Genomic DNA, 23,379 nt, shown 5'->3' on the forward strand with positions numbered 1-23,379 from the left:
TTTCGCATAAGGCGTATTATGTTAATTTTAGATAAATTACATAATTTCTATTCCACATTATTTGATAATTTAACAATATCTTTAACTTCTAAAATATTAGTTGAATAACCTCGACGCACAGCATTTAACATAGCAATACCAATACTTTGGGTTGTTAAAATTGAATTTGGTACAACAAACTTAAATATAGGGAAAAATGGCTTCATAATTCTATAAAACAAGCGATAGCTTTTCGTTTTAGATTGAATACCATCTAGAGGCTGAATAATTGCAGGTCGAAAAAGATAGACCGCTTTAAAATCCATCTTCAGTAACGCATTCTCAGTTGTTCCTTTGATGCGTGCCCACATCGTCTTACCGCTTTCACTACTATCTGTACCACTACCCGAAACATAGATAAACGTCATATCAGGGTTATGAGTCACCAATGCCTGTGCAATTCTAGTTGTTAGTTCATATGTAACGTGTTGATATTCTTCTTCAGTTAGTCTCGTTACAGACTGGCCTATACAAAAAAAACAGGCATCGTAATTTTGAATAGATTGTAAATATTCAGTTTTATATAGATCATGAATTATGATCTGATCTAATTTGGCATCTATACGATCCAATTTTTTACGTGCTATCACCGTGATATGAGTTACATCGGATGCTAATAAACTTTCTTTTAAAACACCTTCTCCCACCATGCCACTGGCACCAAAGATGACAATTTTCATTATTTTCTCACTTTCAATGCTTCGTTAAGATGAACTTCCCGCCATTTTGTAGGTGTTGAGTTTTCCCACTCCTGAAATGCACGAAAAAATGATCCTTGCTCTTCATATCCAAGTAAATAAGAAATCTCAGCAATATCTAGGCTTGAATCCAATAAATACTCACAAGCGAGCTGGTTTCTAGTTTCAGAAAGTAATGCTTGGAAACTTGCGCCTTCATTCTTTAAATATCTTTGCAATGATCGCTGACTAATAGACAACTCTTTTGCAACACTTCTTAGTTCAGGGCGTCCCGCAGTTAAAGATCTTCGCAATAGCCATTTAACTTGCTCAGAAACTGTTAAACCTGCACTCTGTTGATTCAAACTTACTTCCAACGCAACATCTAGAATCTTTAATAATTCATCGTTATAGCTAGGGAAACTAAGATCTAAATCTTTTTGATAAAAATACACTCTATTCTCACTTGAGTTACAGTGTATCGGGCAGTTAATAAATCCTGTAAAAACATCAGCAGTATCACGATTTAAATCTAATTTGGCAGGTTGAATCAATTGCTGAGTGCCTTCTCTAGCCAAATAAATCAAAGAAGCTATTGTGGCATCGATAAGTGCACGAGGTGGTTTAAGTTGTTCAGTAGGCCATTTAATAGTGATACAAAGTAAGTCTTTATCTTCTGTTAGCAATAATTCTTCAGGTGTACATAAGGTCTTAAATCGTGAAACACGCCTGATTGCATCACGTAAATTTTTTGCATGATATGCCACTAAAAAAGACGGTGGTAAGTTTCCTCTATCCAATACTTGAAGAAATTCAATACCAACATGCTTACCCCTAGAATTTTCTAAGGCTTGCCACAGTTTAAAAAACTGTAGGGTTGTTATCCGTGCATCACAACGTGCAACATTTAAGGGTAGATCTGCTTCTTTAATTAACATAAAACGGCTTAAACTAAGCCGCTCTACTGCTAACCAAAATGCTGCTGGTAATTTTATCTTCTCATACATCACTTTGCTTGGAATCCGCCATCTACACTTAGAATATGTCCCGTAACAAAGCTGGCTTCATCCGAAAGTAGCCAAGCAATACCATTCGCAATTTCTTCTGGTTTTCCTAAACGATTCATAGGGTGCATTGCGCTGATGTTTGCTTCATTATAATTTGCATCACCGCCATCCAATTGCTTCGCAATAATATCTGTTTTAACAGCTCCTGGTGCTACACCATTAATACGGATACCCTGGGAAGCATGATCAACTGCTGAAGACTTAGTTAGGCCCACAACTGCATGTTTAGTCGAAGCATATGTATCTGCCCATGGAATACCATTTAAACCAGCAATAGAAGCAAGATTTACAATAGATCCATGACCTTGTTTAAGCATTTGAATGATTTCATACTTCATTGAGAAATAAACGCCTAAAATATTAGTATTAATCATTTCTTTATACAGGTTCGTATCTGATAAATTGATGGTTGAGGTCTCATTAGAAATACCAGCATTATTGACAGCCATATCTAAACGTCCAAACTCAAGCACAATTTGATCTATCATACTTTTGACATCATCTTCATTTGATACATCATTACGAATGAATCGTACCTGAGCATTATTTTTTGCGAAGCCTTTTATCTCTTCAACTGCTTTTAATCCTATTTCTTCACGTCGACCAGAAATAATAACTGTAGTTCCTTGTGACACCAGTTTTATTGCGGTTGCTTTACCAATACCCGATGCTCCACCTGTGATCAGTGCAGTTTTATTTTCCATTAGAAACTCTTCATGTTGATTATTTATAAATCAATATTAGAAGCTTTTTATTTTATATATAAATCGAATTACGCCATCAATATGGTAAATCACGCCAATTATGAAATAAGTTTAGAATGATCATATTCACTCAATTTAACATAATGGTGCTTATGCGAATTGTATATCCTCACACTTCTTGCATTCCAACATCATACCTAACTTTTCCTTACGCCCTTGTTCGGTTAACACCCAAGGGCGATTTTGCCACGGTGGATCATGGCGGACATGCTGCGTGTGACCACAGGCGAGATCAGCAACCCAATGTCCTTCGTCGTCTAGATGAAAACCAACAATGGCTTGCTGCATTTATTCACTCAAACTTTCAAGTTTAGAGTGTTCCAAACCCTTTAAAAAACGATGGCATAGATTATGAATCGCCAGTAGATCATTCGGATCCATACCTAAAGAGCAGGCGAGTTTCAATGGAATCGTACTGATTTTACTTTTTGCAGCGAGTGCTTTCTCAAGCAAAACCACCTTTTTCATACGCTCATCTTCTTTAACGGCAAGGCGCTTTAAAAATTGCTTTTCTTCTAGTTTTTTAATAATCGGCGTGAGCGTTCCTGAATCAAAAAAGGTCTTTTGACCGATTTCAGACAAAGTCACATTGTCTTTTTCGTATAAAGCCAGCAGCACAATAAACTGCGGGTAGGTCAGGTCGTATTCCTGAAGCAAGGGACGATATTGACGAATCATCGCATTGGTCGCGGAGTACATCGCAAAACACACTTGATTATCCAAGTAAGAAATTTCGGTCATGCTTCGCTCCTCAACATCGTTTTGCTAAGTGACAGTATAGTTTGAAAATGCATAAAAGTATATTGCGCATAATTAACTTGCACACAAGATAATTGTGTGCAATATTAATATCCATAGCTGAACAAATGCAAACAGCGATTAGGTAAATAAGATTGATTGAATCAGAGCGAGATGTTGTATGACCACAATTTATGATTTTCAGGCAGAATTGTTAGAAGGCGAGCAAAAGAACCTTGCAGACTATCAAGGCAAAGTGTTATTGGTGGTGAACACTGCAAGTCAGTGTGGCTTAACCCCACAATTTGAGGGACTTGAAAAGCTATATCAAGATTATCAACAGCAAGGTTTAGTGATTTTGGGCTTCCCATGTAACCAATTTGCTAACCAAGACCCATCAAGTAATGAAGAGATTGGCAGTTTTTGTCAGCGTAACTATGGCGTGTCATTTCCCATGTTTGCCAAAATTGATGTAAATGGTACAAATGCCCATCCACTATATAAATATTTGACTTCAGAAGCCAAAGGCATTTTAGGGAGTGAAAGCATCAAATGGAATTTCACCAAATTTTTGATTAACCAAAACGGTAAAGTGATCAAGCGTTATTCTCCAACCACCAAGCCCGAAAAAATTGGCAAAGATATTCAAAAGCTTTTGGCTTAATTTGAATCTGAAATCGAATGCTGTACGAATTACTGGTGATGTGCTCATTTGCCAGTAATTTTTTATTTATAATGAAAGATAAAAAAACTTCTTTAAAATAAACCTGATGTAGTTAGCTGAATCAATTAGAGTTTTTTAGATTTAACAATTACACAACTTGTTGCACGATTGGCTGTAAACTTCGATATACTTTTTGCCAAGATTTAAAAATACGAGCGTCAGATTATGCGTGTACTTGTCGTGATGGACCCAATAGAAACGGTGAATCTCAAGAAAGATTCAACGATGGCCATGTTATGGGCGGCTAGCCGTCGTGGTCATGAGTTGGGTTATGCATTACAACACGATTTATATATCGACCAAGGTAAAGCTTTCGGTTTGATTTCACCGCTTAAAGTCTTTGAAGATTATAACCATTATTATGAGTTGGGTGAGCAGCGCAAAGAGTCATTGGCTGACTATGATGTGATATTGATGCGCAAAGACCCACCGTTTGACATGAATTTTGTCTATACCACTTATATCTTGGAACAAGCTGAGCGTGAAGGCGTGTGGATTATTAACAAACCACAATCGCTGCGGGATTGTAATGAAAAGCTATTTGCGACCCAATTTCCAGAGTTACAAGTACCAACTCTAGTGACGTCACAGCAAAGCTTAATTCGCGAGTTTATTACTGAGCATGGTGATGTGATCGTAAAGCCACTTGATGGTATGGGGGGGATGGGAATTTTCCGTTTGTATCAAGATGGTGTGAATATCGGTTCGACTTTAGAAATGTTGACTGAATTGGGTACACGCCCAATCATGGCACAACGTTATATTCCTGAAATTGTTGAAGGGGATAAGCGTATCTTGATGGTCAATGGTGAGCCAGTGCCTTATTGTTTGGCACGTATTCCGCAAAATGGTGAAGTGCGTGGTAATTTAGCTGCAGGTGGTTTAGGGCAAGCACGACCATTGAGTGAGAATGACAAAATGATTGCAGCAAAAGTCGGTCCTTTCTTGCGTGAAAAAGGTTTGGTTTTTGTGGGCTTAGATGTCATTGGTAATTATGTCACTGAAATTAATGTGACTAGCCCAACTTGTATTCGTGAAATTGATGCGCAATATGGTACTTCGATTGCGGATGATCTTTTTGCTGTGCTTGAAGCAGGTCGTACAAACTAAAAAATAAGGGGCTGAAATGTCAATAGCCCCTATATTTTTGACCGAATTGCCCATGTGAATTTTTACCGAACTTGGTACTAAATAGGCAATTCAATGTAGACATCATCGTGTTTTTAGCAAAGAATTGAAAAAAGCTGAGCTTTCTGTTGTAAACAAGTGAAATTCGCTTTTCGTGAATGAAATTTTAGGATTAAAATAACGCCCGAAAACAATAGATGATAACCTTCTTTTTTGAGTTGAAGAATTAGACCGTGACCAATTCACCACACAACAAACCTAAACATGTCTTGATGATGGCTGCAGGTACTGGCGGACATGTTTTTCCTGCACTTGCTGTTGCCAAACAACTTCAACAAGAAGGCTGTCAAGTCTCGTGGTTAGCAACGCCTGCGGGTATGGAAAATCGGTTACTCAAAGATCAAAATATTCCTATTTATCAAATTGATATTCAAGGTGTGCGTGGTAATGGCTTACTGCGTAAGCTCAGCGCACCGTTTAAAATTTTAAAAGCAACATTCAGCGCGATGCGCTACATGAAGCAACTCAACATTGATGCGGTTGCTGGTTTTGGTGGTTATGTTGCAGGTCCTGGTGGGTTAGCTGCACGTATCTTGGGTATTCCTATTTTAATTCATGAGCAAAATGCGATTGCAGGTTTTACCAATACTCAGTTAGCACGTATTGCTAAAACCGTGTGTCAGGCTTTTCCAAATACTTTCCCGACCAGTGATAAAGTAGTGACCACGGGAAATCCTGTACGTGCTGAGATCACTGCAATTTTAAATCCCTCATGGCGATACCAAACCCGTGAGCAAGAACAACAAGCACTGAATATCTTGATTGTTGGGGGATCGCTGGGAGCGCAAGCGCTGAATGAGCGATTGCCTGAAGCCTTAAAAAAGGTCGATGTAGCATTGAATGTGTTCCATCAATGTGGTCAAAACCAACAAGAAGCAACACGTGCACGTTATCAGGATGCACCTGAAGGTCTAAATGTTACGGTTGAGCCATTTATTCATGATATGGCTAAAGCGTATAGTGAGGCGGATTTGATTATTTGTCGTGCAGGAGCCTTAACAGTCACAGAGGTGGCGACTGCAGGACTTGCAGCAGTTTTTGTTCCTTTACCAATCGCGGTCGATGATCACCAAACAGCAAACGCAAAATTTTTAGCAAATGTGGGGGCTGCCAAGATTTGCCAGCAAGCGGAGATGACACCAGCGGCTTTGGATGAGTTGTTTGGGCATCTACTTAACCGCCAGCTACTTTCTGAAATGGCAATCAAAGCACGTCAACAGGCGCAACCAAATGCAACGCAGCATGTGGTTGATCTGATTCAAAAATTGTAATTCGAGTTTATTTATGTCTCCAACAAGTCCAAACCAAGCCAAAAAGCTGATTAAAGTGCCAGAAATGCGCCGTATTAAACATATCCACTTTGTTGGTATTGGTGGTGCGGGGATGTGTGGTATTGCCGAAGTATTAAGTAACCAAGGCTATAAAGTGTCTGGTTCAGATATTAAGGCTTCAAAAACCACGACACAGCTTGAAGCGAATAATATTAAAGTTTATATCGGTCACGCTGCGGACAATATTAAACATGCTGACGTACTGGTGGTATCGACTGCGATTGATCCTGAGAATCCTGAAGTAAAAGCTGCGATTGAACAGCGTACTCCGATCGTGCGCCGTGCTGAAATGTTGGGTGAGCTCATGCGTTATCGTCACGGGATCGCAGTGGCGGGCACGCATGGTAAAACGACAACTACCAGCTTGTTGACTACCATGTTGGCTGAAGGCAATCTAGATCCAACCTATGTGATTGGTGGATTGTTGAATAGCACCGGTGTCAATGCAGCGCTGGGTGATAGCCGTATCATTGTGGCTGAGGCGGATGAGTCAGATGCATCATTCTTGTATTTACAGCCAATGGCAGCGATCGTGACCAATATTGATGCGGATCACATGGATACCTATGAAGGTAGTTTTGATAAGTTAAAAGATACTTTTATTCAATTTCTTCATAATTTGCCGTTCTATGGTTTGGCTGTTGTTTGTGGTGATGATGCCAATATTCGTGAAATTTTACCGCGAGTAGGCCGTCCAGTCATAACGTATGGTTTTGATGAAGACAACGATATTCGTGCAATCGACGTTGAACAGGATGGAATGCGTTCACATTTCACTGTTTTACGCAAAGATCGTGAGCCATTACGTGTTACTGTGAATCAACCCGGTTTACACAATGTATTAAATGCACTTGCTGCAATTGGTGTAGCAACCGATGAAGGTGTTTCTGATGATGCAATCTGCCGCGCATTAGCAGGATTCAGTGGTGTTGGGCGTCGTTTCCAAGTTCAGGGTGAGTTTGAAGTGGGTGATGGCCTCGTGAAGTTGGTTGATGATTATGGACATCATCCAAAAGAAGTTGAGGCGACGATTAAAGCAGCACGTGCCAGTCATCCAGATCGTCGTTTGGTGATGTTGTTCCAGCCACATCGTTATAGTCGTACACGCGATTGTTTTGATGACTTTGTGGAAGTGTTGTCACAAGTAGACCAGTTGTTATTATTAGAGGTTTATTCGGCAGGTGAAAAACCGATTGTTGGGGCAGATAGTCGGGCATTGGCACGTAGTATACGTTTGCGTGGTGAGGTTGAACCAATTTTGGTTGATCCTGTTGATGGAAATTTACCGAGTGTTTTACAAAAAGTGTTACAAGGCAATGACCTGTTATTAACACAAGGCGCAGGTAACGTTGGTGCAATTTCGGTAGAATTGGCTCAGCATCGTCTGTATGCCGAATAATTTTGTTTTGTGAATATTAAAAGTTTTAAGGATATAAACGTGTCAAATGCTGCAAAATTCGGCAAAGTTGCTGTGTTATTGGGTGGGAAGTCAGCTGAGCGAGCTGTGTCATTAGACAGTGGTCAGGCTGTGCTAGAGGCATTGTTGCGTTCGGGTGTACAAGCTGAGGCATTTGACCCTCAAGAGCGTAGTGTGACTGAGCTGGTTGCTTATGATCGCGCTTTTATTGTGTTGCATGGTCGTGGCGGAGAAGATGGTCAGATTCAAGGTGTGCTTGAATGGCTGAATATTCCGTACACAGGCACTGGCGTACAAGGTTCAGCGATTGGGATGGATAAAGTCAAAACCAAGCAAATTTGGCAGGGTAGTGATTTACCAACAGCGCCATATCGTATCATTACGAAAGACACTGATTTAGATGCAGTGATTGCTGATCTTGGTTTGCCAGTCATTATTAAGCCTGTACATGAAGGCTCTAGTGTTGGGATGAGTAAAGTTGAGAAAACCGAAGACTTTGCAGCAGCAATTGCGAAAGCCACAGCACATGATGCGGTGGTGATGGCCGAAAAATGGATTACAGGACGTGAATTTACCATTTCATTTTTAAATGGTCAGCCTTTGCCTGTGATTCGCCTACAACCACCTGCTGATGTCGCATTTTATGACTATGAAGCAAAATACCAACGCAATGATGTGGAATATGGTATTCCATGTGGATTGAGCGAGTCAGAAGAAAAGACATTGCAAGCCCTTTGCTTGCGTGCTTTCCAAGCTGTTGGTGCTGAAGGTTGGGGGCGTATTGATGCAATGCAGGATGAGCAAGGTAATTTTTGGTTGTTAGAAGTAAATACTGTACCAGGTATGACCAGCCATTCACTTGTACCAAAAGCTGCACAAGCAGTTGGTTATAGTTTTGATGCGCTCTGTGTTGCGATTTTAGAGCAAACTTTGGCGGCATCGGTTTAGTTTTATGGCTCAACTTCCTGCATCTATGCGCCGTAAGCAACGGCCAGCAATCAGCTCAATTCATGAGAAACCACCGACACCAAAACAAAAAATGGTCAATGCGGGTGGTTGGGTGTTGCTGGTCGTTGCATTTGCAGTGTTGGCATTGGGTGTCTATGGTCTGTATAAAGTAATGACTGATGCGACTGTGGCAGAATTGCAGGTTGTTGGTACAAATTCAGAACAAGAAAATCAACAGCTGGTTCAACAGTTGAGTCCAGTGATTAAAGATAATTATTTCACTTCGGATTTAGAGCAAATTCGAGATCATGCATTAAGCGTATCTTGGGTTGACCGTGTGGTGGTGTCACGAGCTTGGCCAAATGCAATTCGGGTGCGGGTTATGCCGCGCCATCCGATTGCGCGTTGGGGAACAGGGCGTTTGCTGAGTGACAATGGTGAGGTATTTAGTGAGGCTGTGCCAAAAGCACATCCTAATTTACCACTTTTACATGGGCCCATCAGCCAATCCAAAATGATGATGCGTCGTTATAATGAAATTAATCAGCTGTTTCAGCCTGCAAATTTACGTCTGAAAGAGTTGTATTTAACTGAGCGTATGACATGGTTTATGCAGTTTGATTCGGGTTTACGTATTATCGTTGATCAAGATCAAACCATGAATAAGTTACAACGCTTAAGCCATTTGGCACAAACGGATCTTAAACCTGTATGGCCGAAGATCTCAGCGATTGACTTGCGTTATCGAAATGGACTGGCAATCCAGTGGAGAAATGCAACACCGCCTAAGATCGTTAATGGTCAGTTTGTTGTAACGATTGATGACACAAGCCTTGCAGGTGGAATTCAGGCAAAGCCATAATACGTGGCTTGAAAACAACAGGCAGTTTGCCCGTACTAAACAACAAAGATATGGTATTGAAGTAATGAGTGAAACTGTTCCCTCAGTTGTTACGATTGATATTGGGACTCATAAGGTCACAGTTTTAATTGGTAAAATCCATGCGCCCGATAAGATTCAAGTGATTGGCATGGCGTCTGCTCGTAACCGTGGTATGGTGAAAGGTAAGATTGTCAGTCTTGATAAGGTCATTGCGGCTATTAAAAATGCGGTATCCGAAGCTGAGGATATGGCAGAGTGCCGTATTCATAGCGCATGGGTGTCTATTCCAAGTACTGAATTACAAAGTTTTTATGCTTCGGGTCGCACACCTGTGGCAAACCACGATCATATTATTACAACCAATGAAGTGGTACGTGCTTTAGAGCTGGCGAAAGCTAGTCATGTTTCACCTGATTATTATTTGGCGAGTGCAGTCCCGTTGGGTTTTGAATTGGGTGATTCAGGTGAGTGGGTGCAGAATCCAGTCAATATGTCTGCCCATAGCATGACAGGGCATTATCAGTTGATGATGATGCCAATCAGTACCATGCAAAACCTTGATCGTGCCATGAAAGGGGCAAATATCGGGGTGGAAAAAATGGTGGTGTCGTGTTTGGCGACAGCTGAAGCAAGCCTGCTCAAGGATGAAAAAGAGTATGGTGTTTGTTTGGTTGATATTGGTGCTGGTATTACCAATATTGCAGTGTACTTAGATGGTCGTTTAGCATTAGCGCGTACTTTGCAGCGTGGTGGTGAAAATGTAACACGTGATATTGCTGCGGTTTTACAGACCACTACAGAAGAAGCCGAACGTATTAAAATATTGCATGGTTGTGTGGATCTTAGTGTTGTCAAACCTGATCATATGATTCAAGTGCAGGGAATTGATGGAACTCAAACGATCAGCCGCATTGAATTAGCTGAAATTATCATTGCCCGTTATGAAGAGATCTTTGCGATGATTCGTGAAGAGTTAGAGCATAGTGGTGCGATTCATGGTTTGTATCATGGTGTTGTATTAACTGGTGATGCATGTCAGATTGAAGGAATGGTGAATTTGGCACGTCGTATGTTGGGTGTTTCTGCACATTTAGGTAATCCACCTTTACAGGTATATGCTGATGATCAGCACTTACCTGCATTGCGTCGTTCAATGTATGCAACGGCTGCAGGTTTATTGATGTTTAGTCAAAGTGATTTGCAAGATGTGGTTGAAGAGCCAGAAGAAGCGACCGAGCGTAGTTTTGTCGAACGTGTTGCTAATGGCTGGAATGCATTGAATAGCAAATTAAAGGCTATATTCTAGGGCTTGTTGAGATTTCACCTTGTGAGTTATCGCTCTCATTGTGATCGTCGATTTAACTGGTAATACAATGCGTGCTTGAAATCTAAACAAACTCTCAGTTGTAGTTTTTTTTGGGAAAATTTGTTAAGAAGTTGTAATAGTAGGTCACTGTACTTGACAAGCTAGTGATTATTGAACAGCATCCTAAACATCAGTTGTTTTAAAAATCAGGGCAGTAACGGGCTGAAGTAACTGCCATTAATATATTAGGAAATCTAAAGGTCATGGCCTCATTTGAATTTATAGAAGATGAACTAGACGATGGCAACGGTCAAGCCCGTTTCACAGTTTTTGGCGTTGGTGGTGGCGGTGGTAATGCTGTCCAGCACATGGTGCAGTCAGATATTCAGGGTGTAAAGTTTGTTTGTGCGAATACAGATAAACAAGCACTTGATTGTATGAATGCCCCATTCAAAATTCAATTGGGCGAACAAAGTACTCGTGGTCTAGGTGCTGGTGCAAATCCAGAAGTGGGTCAAGTTGCGGCAGAAGAAAGTCGTGAAGTGATTCGTCAACACCTTGAAGGTACAGACATGGTATTTGTAACTGCTGGTATGGGTGGCGGTACAGGTACGGGTGCTGCGCCAGTTGTCGCAGAAGTTGCTAAAGAAATGGGCATCTTAACTGTTGGTGTTGTAACGACACCATTTAACTTTGAAGGTCGCCGTCGTCAAAAATCTGCAGAGAAAGGCATTGATGCTTTAGAAGCACATGTTGACTCTTTGATTATTATTCCAAACCAACGTCTACTCAGTGTTTATGGCGATATATCAATGAAAGATGCCTATAAAAAGGCAGATGATGTATTGCTAAATGCCGTGCGTAGTATCTTTGATTTAGTCGTCAATCGCGGTCATATTAACCTTGACTTTGCTGACTTGAAAACTGCAATGAGTACACGTGGTTATGCGATGATGGGTGCAGGTTTAGGGCGTGGCGAAGATCGTGCTCGTCAGGCAGCTGAGCAAGCAATCCGTAGTCCATTGCTTGATAATGTTAATATTATCAATGCCAAAGGTGTGTTAATCAACATTACAGGTGGGGATGATATTACCCTGCGTGAAACAGAGATTATCACTGATGTTGTCAACCAGATCGTTGATTTGGATGAAGGTGAAATTTTCTACGGTACTGTATTTGATCCAGATGCACGTGATGAACTACGTGTAACTGTGATTGCAACAGGCTTAACGCGTAATGCGGCAGAAGTAGAAACGAGAAAACGCGCTTCAAATGCACATGCCAGTTCACAGGGAGCACAATCTGTGGATGAAGATGATGTTCCAGCGATTAGTAAGCGTGCAAATGCAGAAGCACCAGCAACCGCTGCACCAAGTTCATCGCCGCTTTCATCTCCAATGAGTATTCAAGATTACTTAAAAAATCAACAAAGAAAGTAATAGAATCAGATGTTTAATAAAAGGGAGAACTTGTTTCTCCCTTTTTAATTTTTTGAAATAAAGTATTGATTGACATTTCTGCCAACAACAGATTCGATTTATCAAGTGCCAAAACACCCCAAATATGCTAACTTATATCGGTTTTTTCAAATAAAGTTGGCATGGCATGTTGAAACAACGGACTCTTAAACGTGTAGTGAAAGCGAGCGGTATTGGTCTGCACAGTGGTCAAAAGGTGCTGATTAATTTTGTTCCACATCACGTCGATGGAGGAATTGTGTTTCGTCGGATTGACTTGAATCCGCCTGTTGATATCCCTGCAAATGCGATGCTGATTCAAGAAGCATTTATGTGTTCGAACCTTGTTCGAGAAGACATTAAAGTTGGTACTATCGAACATGTCATGAGTGCGATTGCTGGCCTTGGAATAGATAATTTAATTGTCGAGGTCTCGGCATCTGAAGTTCCAATTATGGATGGTAGTGCAGGACCTTTTATCTATTTACTGATGCAAGGTGAATTGGCTGAGCAAGATGCCCCGAAAAAATTCATTCGTATTTTAAAACCAGTTGAAGCACTGATCGACGATAAACGTGCGATCTTTACTCCACATTCTGGTTTTCAACTGAACTTTACCATTGACTTTGATCATCCTGCCTTTGCAAAAGAATATCAGTCAGCGACGATCGATTTCTCGACAGAAACCTTTGTATATGAGGTGAGTGAAGCACGTACCTTTGGTTTTATGAAGGACTTAGATTACTTAAAAGCAAATAATCTTGCATTAGGTGCGAGTTTGGATAATGCGATAGGTGTGGACGATACTGGTGTCGTCAATGAGGAAGGTTTACGTTTTGCTGATGAATTTGTACGCCATAAAATATTAGATGCAGTGGGTGATCTATATCTATTGGGACATCAAATAATTGCGAAGTTTGATGGTTATAAATCAGGACATGCCTTGAATAATCAGCTATTGCGCAATGTTCAGAATGATCCAAGTAGTTATGAAATTGTAACATTTGATGACGAGAATAATTGTCCAATTCCATACGTAAGTGTGACATAAGTCATTGTCTTTTATTGTCTATGTTATAATATAACAAATAAAAATGAGATGGAAATCACGGAAAATAAGAAGAGATTCCACCACTTAAGTTGCATCGTTTACTTTTTATTGCTTGCCAAAAGTAGTAAAGCTTGGCTAAGCTTAGGGTCGCTCACATATTCAGCGGCGCTGCGTAAAAGCTCTTGGGTCTCTGAAGTAAGTTTCTTTGACACGGGGGCAGGTTCTGTTGGAACATGTTTTTTGTTTCTTAAACGAACTTGAATTTTGCGTAAATCACGGAATACTTCAAGCTGAGCGAACTGCGCGACATAGTGACTTTGTAAGTAACTGAGCTGACTAATCATTGCTTGATTTTCACCCGTTATGATCAAAACGCCATGTTGATAACAAACAACCTGCCATTGCTCCGGTTGGGGTAATAATGGTTGAATAATTTTCGTAAGTTTTTGCCATTGTGTGACTTGCGTAGTCAGAAACGTTAAGTTTCCAGTTTTTGTATGTTGTCCTTTCTGTTGAAAAACGTTGTTAGGTTCAGACATGTTAACTTCCTTAAAGTTTACCTGTCCATCTTAAGCGTTTAGTTCGGCTATGATCAAGGAAGAGATGATAAAGGAACATTTTAAGGACGGTTTCAAGAGGTTTTTTATGCACACGCGTCGTATTTTACTCGCATTTTCACTCGCTGCTTCAGCTGCCTCGGTTGCTTTTGCAGATTATCAAAATATCAATCAAGCAACTGCTGCAGACCGTCTAGAGCAGTTATCAAAAACCTTAGCTCAAGGTTCATATACCCATCCTGATGATATTGATCTGCCAGCCGTATCAAATGTTTCTGTTAAATTACGCGAAAAAACCATTGAACTAAACAATGCGAGCATTGAAAAGAAGTATGGTCGTCAAGATAGTGGAGCGTCACTATCAGCAGGTACAGGCCATTCTTGGTTAGTCAGCCATCCATTACAAGATGGTCGAGTGAGCTCGACTTGGGGTAACCGTACTTTATTAGGTTCGACGCGTCACCATTCGGGTGTTGATATTGCAGCGCCATCAGGAACGCCTATCTATTCAACTGGTCCTGGTGTTGTGACTAAGGCGGGATGGGGTACTGGTTATGGTCAATACGTTGAAATTGATCACGGTAATGGCTATGTAACTCGTTATGCACATGCTTCACGCTTAATGGTCAATGCAGGTGAGCGTGTTGGTGCAGGTCAGCATATTGCAAATGTTGGTTGTACTGGCCGTTGTACAGGGCCGCATCTACACTTTGAAGTAGTGAAGGATGGTCAGCGCCGCAACCCTTCAACCTATCTTGCAATGTTGCCTTAATGTAATTTGTTAACAGTTGTATATAAATATTTGAAAAAATCGCCTTTATTGGCGATTTTTTATAAATTTTGTTTGATTTGGGTCAATGACTATTTAGGAAAAAAATATTAAGCGCTTTTGTATTCATTTAGGGCGATACCTTTATGACGCCAAAACATGATAAATATAGCAATAACAATATAGCTTAAGGGAAAAGGTGAATTATATGGCGTTTTATGGCGACTCAGACGCGCAGGAAACCCAAGAATGGCAAGATGCTTTTGATTCAGTATTACAACACATGGGCACGGAACGCGCTGCTTTCTTACTTGAAAAACTTTATCAACGTGCCATTGCCAAACACGTTCCTATTCAACGCTTAAATACACCTTATCTCAATACCATTTCAGTTGAAGAACAACCTGCGATGCCAGGTGATCAGGATATGGAGCGCCGTATTCGTGCATTGATTCGTTGGAATGCTTTAGCAATGGTACTTCGTGCGAATAAAACAGGTGATGATTTAGGTGGTCACTTGGCGAGCTTTGCATCAAGTGCAACATTATATGACGTAGGTTTTAACCATTTTTTCCGTGCTAACAGTGATAATTTTGGCGGAGATATGATTTATTACCAAGGGCACTGTGCTCCTGGTATTTATGCACGTTCCTTCCTTGAAGGGCGTTTAACTGAAGAGCAGTTAAGTAATTTCCGCCGTGAAGTTGGCGGTAACGGTTTACCAAGCTATCCACATCCATATTTAATGCCGGACTATTGGCAATTCCCAACGGTATCAATGGGTCTTGGTCCAATCATGTCGATTTATCAAGCGCACATTCAAAAATATTTGATGAACCGTGGTTTGATTAAAGAAGAAGATCGTAAAGTCTGGGCATATCTCGGCGATGGTGAGATGGATGAACCAGAAAGCTTAGGTGCGATTTCATTGGCGGGTCGTGAAAAGCTCGATAATTTAGTCTGGGTGGTTAACTGTAACTTACAGCGTCTAGATGGTCCTGTACGTGGTAACGGTAAAATTATTCAAGAACTTGAATCGATCTTCCGTGGTGCGGGCTGGCGAGTGATTAAAGTGGTTTGGGGCCGTCATTGGGACCCATTGCTGGCTAAAGATACAAGTGGTGCTTTAAAAGCACGTATGGAAGAAGCTGTTGATGGTGACTACCAACGCTACCAAGTAAAAGGTGGTGCATATACACGTGAAAAATTCTTTGGCAAGTATCCAGAAGCTGCAGAACTTGTAAAAGATTTAAGTGATGAAGATATTGATGCATTAAACCGTGGTGGTCATGATCCTTACAAAGTTTTTGCTGCCTATGCAGAAGCAATGAAAGCGAAAGGCCAACCAACGGTAATCTTGGCAAAAACCATTAAAGGTTATGGTTTGTCTGAAGAAATTGAAGCAGTCAATAAAACGCACCAAATCAAAAAGATGCAAATTGATTCATTAAGATACGTGCGTGACCGTTTCAATCTTCCATTTACAGATGAGCAATTAGAAGAACTTCCATTCTATCGCCCAAGTGAAAACTCTCCAGAAATGAAATATATGAAAGCGCGTCGTGAAGCGTTAGGTGGTTACTTACCTGCACGTCGTCGTGAGAGTGAATCTTTAGCGATTCCAGATCTATCTGTATTTGATGCAGTATTGAAAGGCTCAGGTGGCAAAGAGCAATCAACGACTATGGTGATGGTTCGTTTAATTGCGGCTTTACTCAAAGAAAAAGCAATTAAAGATCGCGTCGTACCAATTGTTCCAGATGAAGCACGTACTTTTGGTTTAGAGGGTATGTTCCGTCAGCTTGGTATTTATGCTGCTCACGGCCAAAAATATACACCAGAAGATCAAGAACAGCTCATGCATTACCGTGAAGCAAAAGATGGTCATATGTTACAAGAAGGGATCAACGAAGCAGGTGCGATGAGCGCATGGGCTGCGTTGGCAACCAGTTATTCAACCAATAACTTGCCAATGATTCCAATGTACATGTACTACTCAATGTTCGGTTTCCAACGTATTGGTGATATTGCATGGGCTGCTGGTGATGCACAGGCTCAAGGTTTCTTGTTGGGTGCGACTGCTGGACGTACAACATTAAACGGTGAGGGTCTACAGCACCAAGACGGTCATTCGCATATTTTGGCGAACACGATTCCAAATTGTGTATCGTATGATCCATGTTTTGGTTATGAGTTGGCGGTAATCGTACATGATGGTTTACAACGTATGTATGTGAACCAAGAGCGTGTGTTCTATTACTTAACGGTAATGAATGAAAACTACGAACATCCTGAAATGCCAGAAGGCGTTGAAGATGGCATTAAACGTGGTATGTATTTATTTGAGAAAGATGAAAAAGCAACTGTCCAATTGCTTGGTTCAGGTGTAATTCTGCGTGAAGTGATTAAAGCTGCGAAAATCTTACGTGATGAATACCAAATCCATTCAAATGTGTGGAGTGTAACAAGCTTCAACGAATTGGCACGTGATGGTATGGCATGTGAAGAATACAATCGCCTACACCCACTTGCTGAAGAAGTGAAAGAATCTTGGGTATCTAAACAATTACGAGGTACGGAAGGTATCGTTGTTTCTGCTACAGACCATATGCGTGCTTATAGCGAACAGATCCGTGCGTATCTTCCAGATGGTCGACCATTTGTTGCATTGGGTACAGATGGTTATGGTCGTTCAGATACACGTGCGAACCTACGTAGTTTCTTCGGTGTTGATGCTGCGCATATCGTTGTTGCGACTTTGAAAAAATTAGCGGATGAAGGTGAGGTGGATGCACGTTTGGTGAAAGATGCGATTTCTAACTTTGAGTTAGATACGGATCGTCCAGTAGCCTGGGTTCCACAAGCACATCCAGAAGTTCAGCCAGTTGCTGAATACAATGAAACACAAACAGGTGAGGGGAACTAAGCATGCAAATTAAGACCCCTGATATTGGTGTAGATAAAGCAAACGTTGCTGAAATTTTAGTAAAAGTTGGTGATCGTGTTGAAGTTGACGACAGTATTGTTGTGCTTGAGTCAGATAAAGCAACTGTTGAAGTGCCTAGCACTTCGGCAGGTGTCGTAAAAAGTATCTTGATTAATCAAGGTGATGATGTGACTGAAGGTGTGGCTTTGATCGAGGTCGAAGCAGAAGGTGCAGCACAAGCAGCGCCAACTCCAGTTCCTGCGGCTGAAGAAAAGCCAGCTGCTCCAGCACCTGCACAACAAACTCAAGCTTCAGCTCAACCTGCTGCCGCTACATCAACTGCAACTGTTGACGTGACTGTACCTGACATCGGCGTTGAAAAAGCATTGGTTGGTGAAATCCTCGTTAAAGTGGGTGATCAGATCGATGTTGAACAAAGTATTGTTGTTGTCGAGTCAGATAAAGCAACTGTAGAAGTTCCAAGTAGTGTTGCGGGTACTGTGGAAAGCATTCAAGTGAAAGAAGGCGATACCGTTAAAGAAGGTGTTGTGCTTCTTCAAGTGAAAACAACATCTGTATCTAGTGCACCAACTGAGGCGCCTGCTTCTACAACAGCAGCTGTGGCAGCGGCACCTGCACCAGCTCAGCAAGAAACTGTAGCAGCGACGGCTACTCAATCTGGTCCAGTGGATATCAATGTTCCTGATCTGGGTGTTGATAAGGCAGTTGTTGCTGAAATCTTGGTCCAAGTTGGCGATAAAGTTGATGTAGACCAAAGTCTTGTTGTGGTTGAGTCAGATAAAGCGACTGTAGAAGTCCCAAGTACGGTTGCTGGTGTTGTCAAAGCAATTCATTTACAAGCAGGTCAACAAGTTTCGCAAGGTATATTGCTTGCAACAATTGAAGCTGAAGGTCAAGCAACTGCGGCAGCTCCAGCAGCAAAAGCAGAAGTAGCCCCTACTTCACCAGCAATGGCACCTCAAGCGGCCACTTCTGCTCCAACTCAGTCTAAACCTGCGGCACCATCTGATACTGACAAGTTAACCAAAGAGCAAGAAGCTGAAAATGCCAAGGTATACGCTGGACCTGCTGTGCGTAAATTAGCACGCGAATTGGGTGTGGTACTTGGTCAAGTTAAAGCATCTGGTGAACATGGCCGTGTAATGAAAGACGATGTATTTGCATATGTAAAAACACGTTTAACTGCACCACAAGCTGCTCCAAGCACACAGGCAGCACCTGTTGCTTCAGGTTTGCCATCGTTACCTGATTTCACTGCATTTGGTGGTGGTGAAGTAAAAGCAATGACGCGTTTGCAACAGGTTTCGGTGCCGCAATTGTCATTGAATAACTTCATCCCGCAAGTGACTCAGTTTGATTTGGCTGATATCACTGAGCTTGAAGCGTGGCGTGGCGAACTGAAAGATGGTTTTAAGAAGCAAGGTATTAGCTTAACCATTTTAGCGTTCATCGCGAAAGCGGTTGCTCATTTGTTAAAAGAAGAGCCATATTTTGCAGGTCATTTGGCAGATGATCAAAAGTCTGTATTGCTTCGTAATGAGATCCATATGGGTATTGCGGTTGCAACACCAGATGGTTTGACAGTGCCTGTACTACGTAATCCAGACCAAAAGTCGATTAAGCAAATTGCTACAGAGTTAGCTGAACTTAGTCAAAAAGCGCGTGATCGCAAGTTATCACCAAAAGATTTACAAGGTGCTAACTTTACGATTACCAGCTTAGGTTCAATTGGCGGTACAGCATTTACACCATTGGTGAACTGGCCACAAGTTGCAATCTTGGGCATTTCACCTGCAACCATGCAACCTGTATGGAATGGGAAAGATTTTGATCCACGCTTAATGTTGCCGTTGTCATTGTCTTATGATCATCGTGTGATTAATGGTGCGGATGCAGCACGCTTCACCAATAAATTAACTAAATTATTGAAAGATATCCGTACTTTGTTACTGTAATTTCAATTGTTTAATTTGGAATAACCCCGCAATTGCGGGGTTTTCTTTTTTGAATAACTTTGATCAAAGCAGTGCTTTATTTGTACAATTTTTTATCTAAAATGAGTGGTAAGCAAGGACGTTTTATGTGGAGTCACGATGTTCGCTGTATATAAAATAATGTTGCCTTTATTACTGGTTATATTTGTTGCAATGGGACTTTGGGTGAGTGTTCTGCATTTCCCTTGGGAATGGGTATTTTATTTAGTGATGGGATTGGAGGTGATGGTTGCCACAGTTGCAATGGCAATGGAGTACCAAGCACAGCAAGTGGGTAGTGTAAGCAGTTGGGGCAGTCTGGGTCTTATAGGGAGTAATCTTTTGTTTGCTTGTGTGTTGGGTATATTACGTTACGGATTATGGTGCTATCAAAAAATCTAAATTTAGAGATTTTAAATAGGGAATGGATTTGTTAGAATAATTGCACTTCATTGGGGAGTAGCCGCTCTTTACGCAAAGTAAAGAGGTGATGGTCAACATAATTGTTCAACTGAACATGGTCATCATAGCAAAGAACCAAAGCAGCTCAAGCTGTGCTTTTGTTGGCAAGACCTTTGATTTATCACTCTGCATCAATTCATTTGATTTTGGCTAGCAGGAGGGATAGGTCATCGGTATATATGCTAGCCAGAGCAATCCATTATGTATGAATTTCTCATCTCAACTTCGATAGTTGCCCTTGCAGAAATGGGCGATAAAACTCAGCTTTTGGCATTGTTACTTGCCGCACGATTCCGTAAGCCGATTCCGATTCTAATTGCAATATTATTGGCGACTTTGATCAATCATGGTGTATCTGCTGTATTAGGTCAGTGGATTACAACCGTACTTAGCCCTGAAATTCTATTATGGATTCTTGCACTTGGATTTATTGGGATGGCGATTTGGATGCTGATTCCTGATGAATTGGGCGATGAATCAGAGAACATTAATAAATGGCAAAAGTTTGGTGTATTTGGCGCGACTTTTATCTTGTTTTTCTTGGCAGAAATTGGAGATAAAACTCAAATTGCAACGGTTGCTTTAGCTGCACGTTTTGACAGTATCTTTTGGGTGACGATGGGTACAACCTTAGGGATGATGATTGCCAATGCGCCAGCGGTGTTCATTGGGCACAAGATTGCAGATAAATTACCGATTTCATTGATTCATAAAGTGGGGGCTGCCATTTTCTTGATTATCGGTGTGTCTACTTTGCTTCAGCATTATTTCTTTTAAGGTTGTAATTTGAAAATACGCTTTAACAGAAGTTATTTAATTTTGTACTGATTAGAGCACATTAAAATTCTAAAGCCCCTTTGAGCAAAGGGGCTTTAATTGATTAATAGTTAAATTTCACAGTAAAATTAATTTGTCGTGGATTGCCTAAGGTGATGAGATTCTCATTGAGCGCACCAGCATAATAATCTTTATCAAACATATTACGGATCGTCAATTGGGCACCCCAATGTTTGGCATCATAACCTGCTTCAGTATCAAATAAAGTATAGCTTGGGATATCTGCAGATAGACCATTGACGCTTTTTTTACTTTCACCTCGAATACCCGCGCCGACATACCAGCCTAAGTTGGAATTCGGTTCAAAACGATAACGGGTAGAAAGGCTATAGCTCTGTTCTGGGATATTATCAATCCGTAATCCAAGATGATCTGTGACAGTGTCTTTGCTGGTTTTGGCATCAGGTGTATACGTATAAGCGGCTGTGATTTTGAGTTGATCAAACAGTTGCGCTGCGATTTCAGTTTCGATCCCGCGCGTCATTTGCTCGCCACGTTGAACTTTAAAACCACTATTCACTGGGTCTGTGACAGCAACATTTTGGCGACGTAAGTCAAACCATGCAATGCTGCCTTGAATCCGTTGATCAGGGCTTTGTAGTTTCAAACCAACTTCGACTTGTTTGCCTTTTTCTGGTTTAAAAGCATTGTCATAAAAATCCGTTCCTGTGGTCGGCAAGAAAGAAGTGGCGTAACTCACATAAGGTGCCACGATTTCATTGATGCTATACAGTAAAGAGGCATTACCCGTAAATGCATTTTCAGATTGGGTTGTTTCGGTATGCTTAATCAGATTTTGCGTTTTTGTTTCTGCCCAATCATGTCGTCCAGCAAGATTTAAAACCAGCTGATCATTCAGTTGGATTCGATCACGTAGATATAAACCTGTATATCTGAGGCGATTGATATCATGGTTGGTCGGCGTTTCTGGGCAAGTCACCTTTGTATTGTATTGCGGTTCATATAGATTCAAATTGCCGACTGTGCAGCGATTATTGATGTAATCACTTTTCTCTTGCATCGCATCGATGCCTATGGTGAATTCATGTGAGATATGGCCGAGACTGAATGTTTTTTGTAGTTGATTATCGATAGAAAAGCTTAAATTATCGACATCTTGATAACGTCCTTGACGTTGGATTGTCGTGTAATCAACCTTTCCGTCTTTATTCTTTGCCCAAAAGTTTTTTCCAGTTGCTGCAAAGATTGCAGGACCTAGCATTTCAGTTTTTTGAACGGCAAAATTTTGTCTGAATTGCCAGTTATTTTCGAAAGTATGAGCAAAATTATAACCCGCTCGATAAACGTCGGCATTGTAGCCGCCATGAGATGGTTCACTGATGAATAATTTAGAGTTTAAAGCACCATTTGGATTGTCCAATAGTGTCCCTAAAACCGGGAGGCCTTGTTGGCGTAGATATTCTCGATGTTGGTAACTGGCAATCACAGAGAGATCTGTATTTTCACCTAAATCAAAATTGTAGGACGGTGAAATGTAGTAATTTCTAAAATAAACGAAATCGGTCGGATCATTCTGATCTGCAACACGCCCATTGATACGAAAAGCACCTTTCTCGCTATTATTCGGACTGTAGTTTAAATCAAATGTGCCCTGTTTGAGTTGATTTGAGCCATAGGTCAATGTACCGCGATAGAAACTTTCTGCTTGAGGTCGCTTGGTCACCATATTGACCATGCCACCTGGTTGTACTAAACCGAAATTGACAGATGCTGGTCCTTTTAGGACTTGAACCTGTTCCATACCCGAGATTTCTGTTGCGACAAAAGTACTCTGACCTTGACGTAACCCATCAATAAAGACTTGATCGGACGAGTTTTGTCCACGAATAATAAAATCATCCCAACCACGTCGTCCAAGTTGCCCTGATACAACACCCGCGACGCCGTTGATCGCTTCAGCAAGGGTAGAAGCTTGCTTTTGTTGCAATTGTTCTTGAGTCACTACACTGACGGACTGCGCTGTTTTAAATAAAGCTGCATTGGATTTGAGTGCTGAAGTCGCTGTCGTGGCGGCATAAGCCTGATCTTGCTGTTGGGCTTTAATTGAAATGGTTGGCAGTATAGGACTGTGATCTTCTTTGGCATACGCCATGGTCATGGTGCTTAAGATAAGTGTTGCGAGTAAAGTACGATGCGTAACAAGCATAGGGATGTCCAAGGGAGGGAGCAAAATAGCAAGAGAATGTCGCGAATGAGAATGGTTATTATTTTAATGGATATGTT

21 protein-coding genes and 1 riboswitch are annotated in these 23,379 nt (G+C 41.1%); of the genes, 14 read left to right on the plus strand and 7 right to left on the minus strand.

Annotated features, from left to right (window positions below; translation table 11 throughout):
* Nucleotides 1–47: 47 nt before the first annotated feature.
* From F2A31_RS00620 to F2A31_RS00640, 5 genes are all read right to left on the minus strand, one after another.
* On the minus strand, nucleotides 48–719 hold the full coding sequence (locus F2A31_RS00620; RefSeq protein ID WP_150024738.1) for an NAD-dependent epimerase/dehydratase family protein: 672 nt from the start codon (nucleotides 717–719) through the stop codon (nucleotides 48–50).
* Complete coding sequence (locus F2A31_RS00625; RefSeq protein WP_150024740.1) at nucleotides 719–1,723, minus strand: AraC family transcriptional regulator; 1,005 nt, start codon at nucleotides 1,721–1,723, stop codon at nucleotides 719–721. Before F2A31_RS00625 ends, F2A31_RS00620 begins: the two co-directional genes overlap by 1 nt.
* Entirely contained in the window at nucleotides 1,723–2,487 is a 765-nt protein-coding gene (locus F2A31_RS00630; RefSeq protein ID WP_150024742.1) for an SDR family NAD(P)-dependent oxidoreductase, read from the minus strand. Before F2A31_RS00630 ends, F2A31_RS00625 begins: the two co-directional genes overlap by 1 nt.
* 150 nt (nucleotides 2,488–2,637) lie before the next feature.
* Entirely contained in the window at nucleotides 2,638–2,835 is a 198-nt protein-coding gene (locus tag F2A31_RS00635; protein WP_150024744.1) for a DUF3565 domain-containing protein, read from the minus strand.
* Nucleotides 2,836–3,288, minus strand: coding sequence for a MarR family winged helix-turn-helix transcriptional regulator (locus F2A31_RS00640; protein ID WP_150024746.1), 453 nt, complete (start codon nucleotides 3,286–3,288; stop codon nucleotides 2,836–2,838).
* 178 nt (nucleotides 3,289–3,466) lie between these two features.
* Between F2A31_RS00640 and F2A31_RS00645 the strand changes: the two genes are divergently transcribed.
* The 9 genes from F2A31_RS00645 (at nucleotide 3,467) to lpxC (ending at nucleotide 13,590) form a co-directional block, all read left to right on the plus strand.
* Nucleotides 3,467–3,949 carry a glutathione peroxidase gene (locus F2A31_RS00645; protein ID WP_005087200.1) on the plus strand — a complete coding sequence of 161 codons (483 nt, stop codon included), beginning with the start codon at nucleotides 3,467–3,469 and terminating at the stop codon, nucleotides 3,947–3,949.
* Nucleotides 3,950–4,174: 225 nt separating this feature from the next.
* Nucleotides 4,175–5,119, plus strand: coding sequence for a glutathione synthase (gshB, locus tag F2A31_RS00650; RefSeq protein WP_150024748.1), 945 nt, complete (start codon nucleotides 4,175–4,177; stop codon nucleotides 5,117–5,119).
* A 251-nt stretch (nucleotides 5,120–5,370) separates the two neighbouring features.
* The gene (murG, locus tag F2A31_RS00655) at nucleotides 5,371–6,468 is read left to right on the plus strand and encodes an undecaprenyldiphospho-muramoylpentapeptide beta-N-acetylglucosaminyltransferase (protein WP_150024750.1); all 1,098 of its coding nucleotides are present in this window, start codon (nucleotides 5,371–5,373) and stop codon (nucleotides 6,466–6,468) included.
* A gap of 13 nt (nucleotides 6,469–6,481) precedes the next feature.
* Nucleotides 6,482–7,927, plus strand: a complete 1,446-nt coding sequence (murC, locus tag F2A31_RS00660) for a UDP-N-acetylmuramate--L-alanine ligase (protein ID WP_150024752.1) — start codon at nucleotides 6,482–6,484, stop codon at nucleotides 7,925–7,927.
* Between the two features lie 39 nt (nucleotides 7,928–7,966).
* Nucleotides 7,967–8,893, plus strand: a complete 927-nt coding sequence (locus F2A31_RS00665; protein WP_150024754.1) for a D-alanine--D-alanine ligase — start codon at nucleotides 7,967–7,969, stop codon at nucleotides 8,891–8,893.
* A 4-nt stretch (nucleotides 8,894–8,897) separates the two neighbouring features.
* Complete coding sequence (locus tag F2A31_RS00670) at nucleotides 8,898–9,755, plus strand: cell division protein FtsQ/DivIB (RefSeq protein WP_150024756.1); 858 nt, start codon at nucleotides 8,898–8,900, stop codon at nucleotides 9,753–9,755.
* Between the two features lie 64 nt (nucleotides 9,756–9,819).
* Nucleotides 9,820–11,082 carry a cell division protein FtsA gene (gene ftsA / locus F2A31_RS00675; protein WP_004641555.1) on the plus strand — a complete coding sequence of 421 codons (1,263 nt, stop codon included), beginning with the start codon at nucleotides 9,820–9,822 and terminating at the stop codon, nucleotides 11,080–11,082.
* Nucleotides 11,083–11,345: 263 nt separating this feature from the next.
* Nucleotides 11,346–12,521: a cell division protein FtsZ gene (gene ftsZ, locus F2A31_RS00680; protein ID WP_150024757.1), complete on the plus strand. Its 1,176-nt coding sequence runs from the start codon at nucleotides 11,346–11,348 to the stop codon at nucleotides 12,519–12,521.
* A gap of 166 nt (nucleotides 12,522–12,687) precedes the next feature.
* Nucleotides 12,688–13,590, plus strand: a complete 903-nt coding sequence (lpxC, locus tag F2A31_RS00685) for a UDP-3-O-acyl-N-acetylglucosamine deacetylase (protein WP_150024758.1) — start codon at nucleotides 12,688–12,690, stop codon at nucleotides 13,588–13,590.
* Nucleotides 13,591–13,688: 98 nt separating this feature from the next.
* On the opposite strand, the gene F2A31_RS00690 is transcribed toward lpxC, so the two are convergent.
* The gene (locus F2A31_RS00690) at nucleotides 13,689–14,129 is read right to left on the minus strand and encodes a DUF721 domain-containing protein (RefSeq protein WP_150024759.1); all 441 of its coding nucleotides are present in this window, start codon (nucleotides 14,127–14,129) and stop codon (nucleotides 13,689–13,691) included.
* Nucleotides 14,130–14,235: 106 nt separating this feature from the next.
* Between F2A31_RS00690 and F2A31_RS00695 the strand changes: the two genes are divergently transcribed.
* The 5 genes from F2A31_RS00695 (at nucleotide 14,236) to F2A31_RS00720 (ending at nucleotide 21,075) form a co-directional block, all read left to right on the plus strand.
* Nucleotides 14,236–14,919: a M23 family metallopeptidase gene (locus tag F2A31_RS00695; RefSeq protein ID WP_150024760.1), complete on the plus strand. Its 684-nt coding sequence runs from the start codon at nucleotides 14,236–14,238 to the stop codon at nucleotides 14,917–14,919.
* Between the two features lie 205 nt (nucleotides 14,920–15,124).
* Entirely contained in the window at nucleotides 15,125–17,842 is a 2,718-nt protein-coding gene (gene aceE, locus F2A31_RS00700; RefSeq protein WP_150024761.1) for a pyruvate dehydrogenase (acetyl-transferring), homodimeric type, read from the plus strand.
* 2 nt (nucleotides 17,843–17,844) lie between these two features.
* Nucleotides 17,845–19,818 (plus strand): 2-oxo acid dehydrogenase subunit E2, encoded by a 1,974-nt coding sequence (locus tag F2A31_RS00705; RefSeq protein WP_150024762.1) that lies wholly within the window; start codon nucleotides 17,845–17,847, stop codon nucleotides 19,816–19,818.
* 138 nt (nucleotides 19,819–19,956) lie between these two features.
* The gene (locus F2A31_RS00710; protein ID WP_150024763.1) at nucleotides 19,957–20,238 is read left to right on the plus strand and encodes a hypothetical protein; all 282 of its coding nucleotides are present in this window, start codon (nucleotides 19,957–19,959) and stop codon (nucleotides 20,236–20,238) included.
* A 40-nt stretch (nucleotides 20,239–20,278) separates the two neighbouring features.
* Nucleotides 20,279–20,417, plus strand: a riboswitch (yybP-ykoY riboswitch).
* 82 nt (nucleotides 20,418–20,499) lie between these two features.
* Nucleotides 20,500–21,075 carry a TMEM165/GDT1 family protein gene (locus tag F2A31_RS00720; RefSeq protein WP_008942147.1) on the plus strand — a complete coding sequence of 192 codons (576 nt, stop codon included), beginning with the start codon at nucleotides 20,500–20,502 and terminating at the stop codon, nucleotides 21,073–21,075.
* A gap of 103 nt (nucleotides 21,076–21,178) precedes the next feature.
* Here the strand turns inward: F2A31_RS00720 and F2A31_RS00725 are convergent, their stop codons facing one another.
* Nucleotides 21,179–23,302 carry a TonB-dependent receptor gene (locus tag F2A31_RS00725; RefSeq protein ID WP_150024764.1) on the minus strand — a complete coding sequence of 708 codons (2,124 nt, stop codon included), beginning with the start codon at nucleotides 23,300–23,302 and terminating at the stop codon, nucleotides 21,179–21,181.
* Nucleotides 23,303–23,379 lie beyond the last annotated feature (77 nt).

This window comes from Acinetobacter suaedae (assembly GCF_008630915.1).
GTDB lineage: Bacteria > Pseudomonadota > Gammaproteobacteria > Pseudomonadales > Moraxellaceae > Acinetobacter > Acinetobacter suaedae.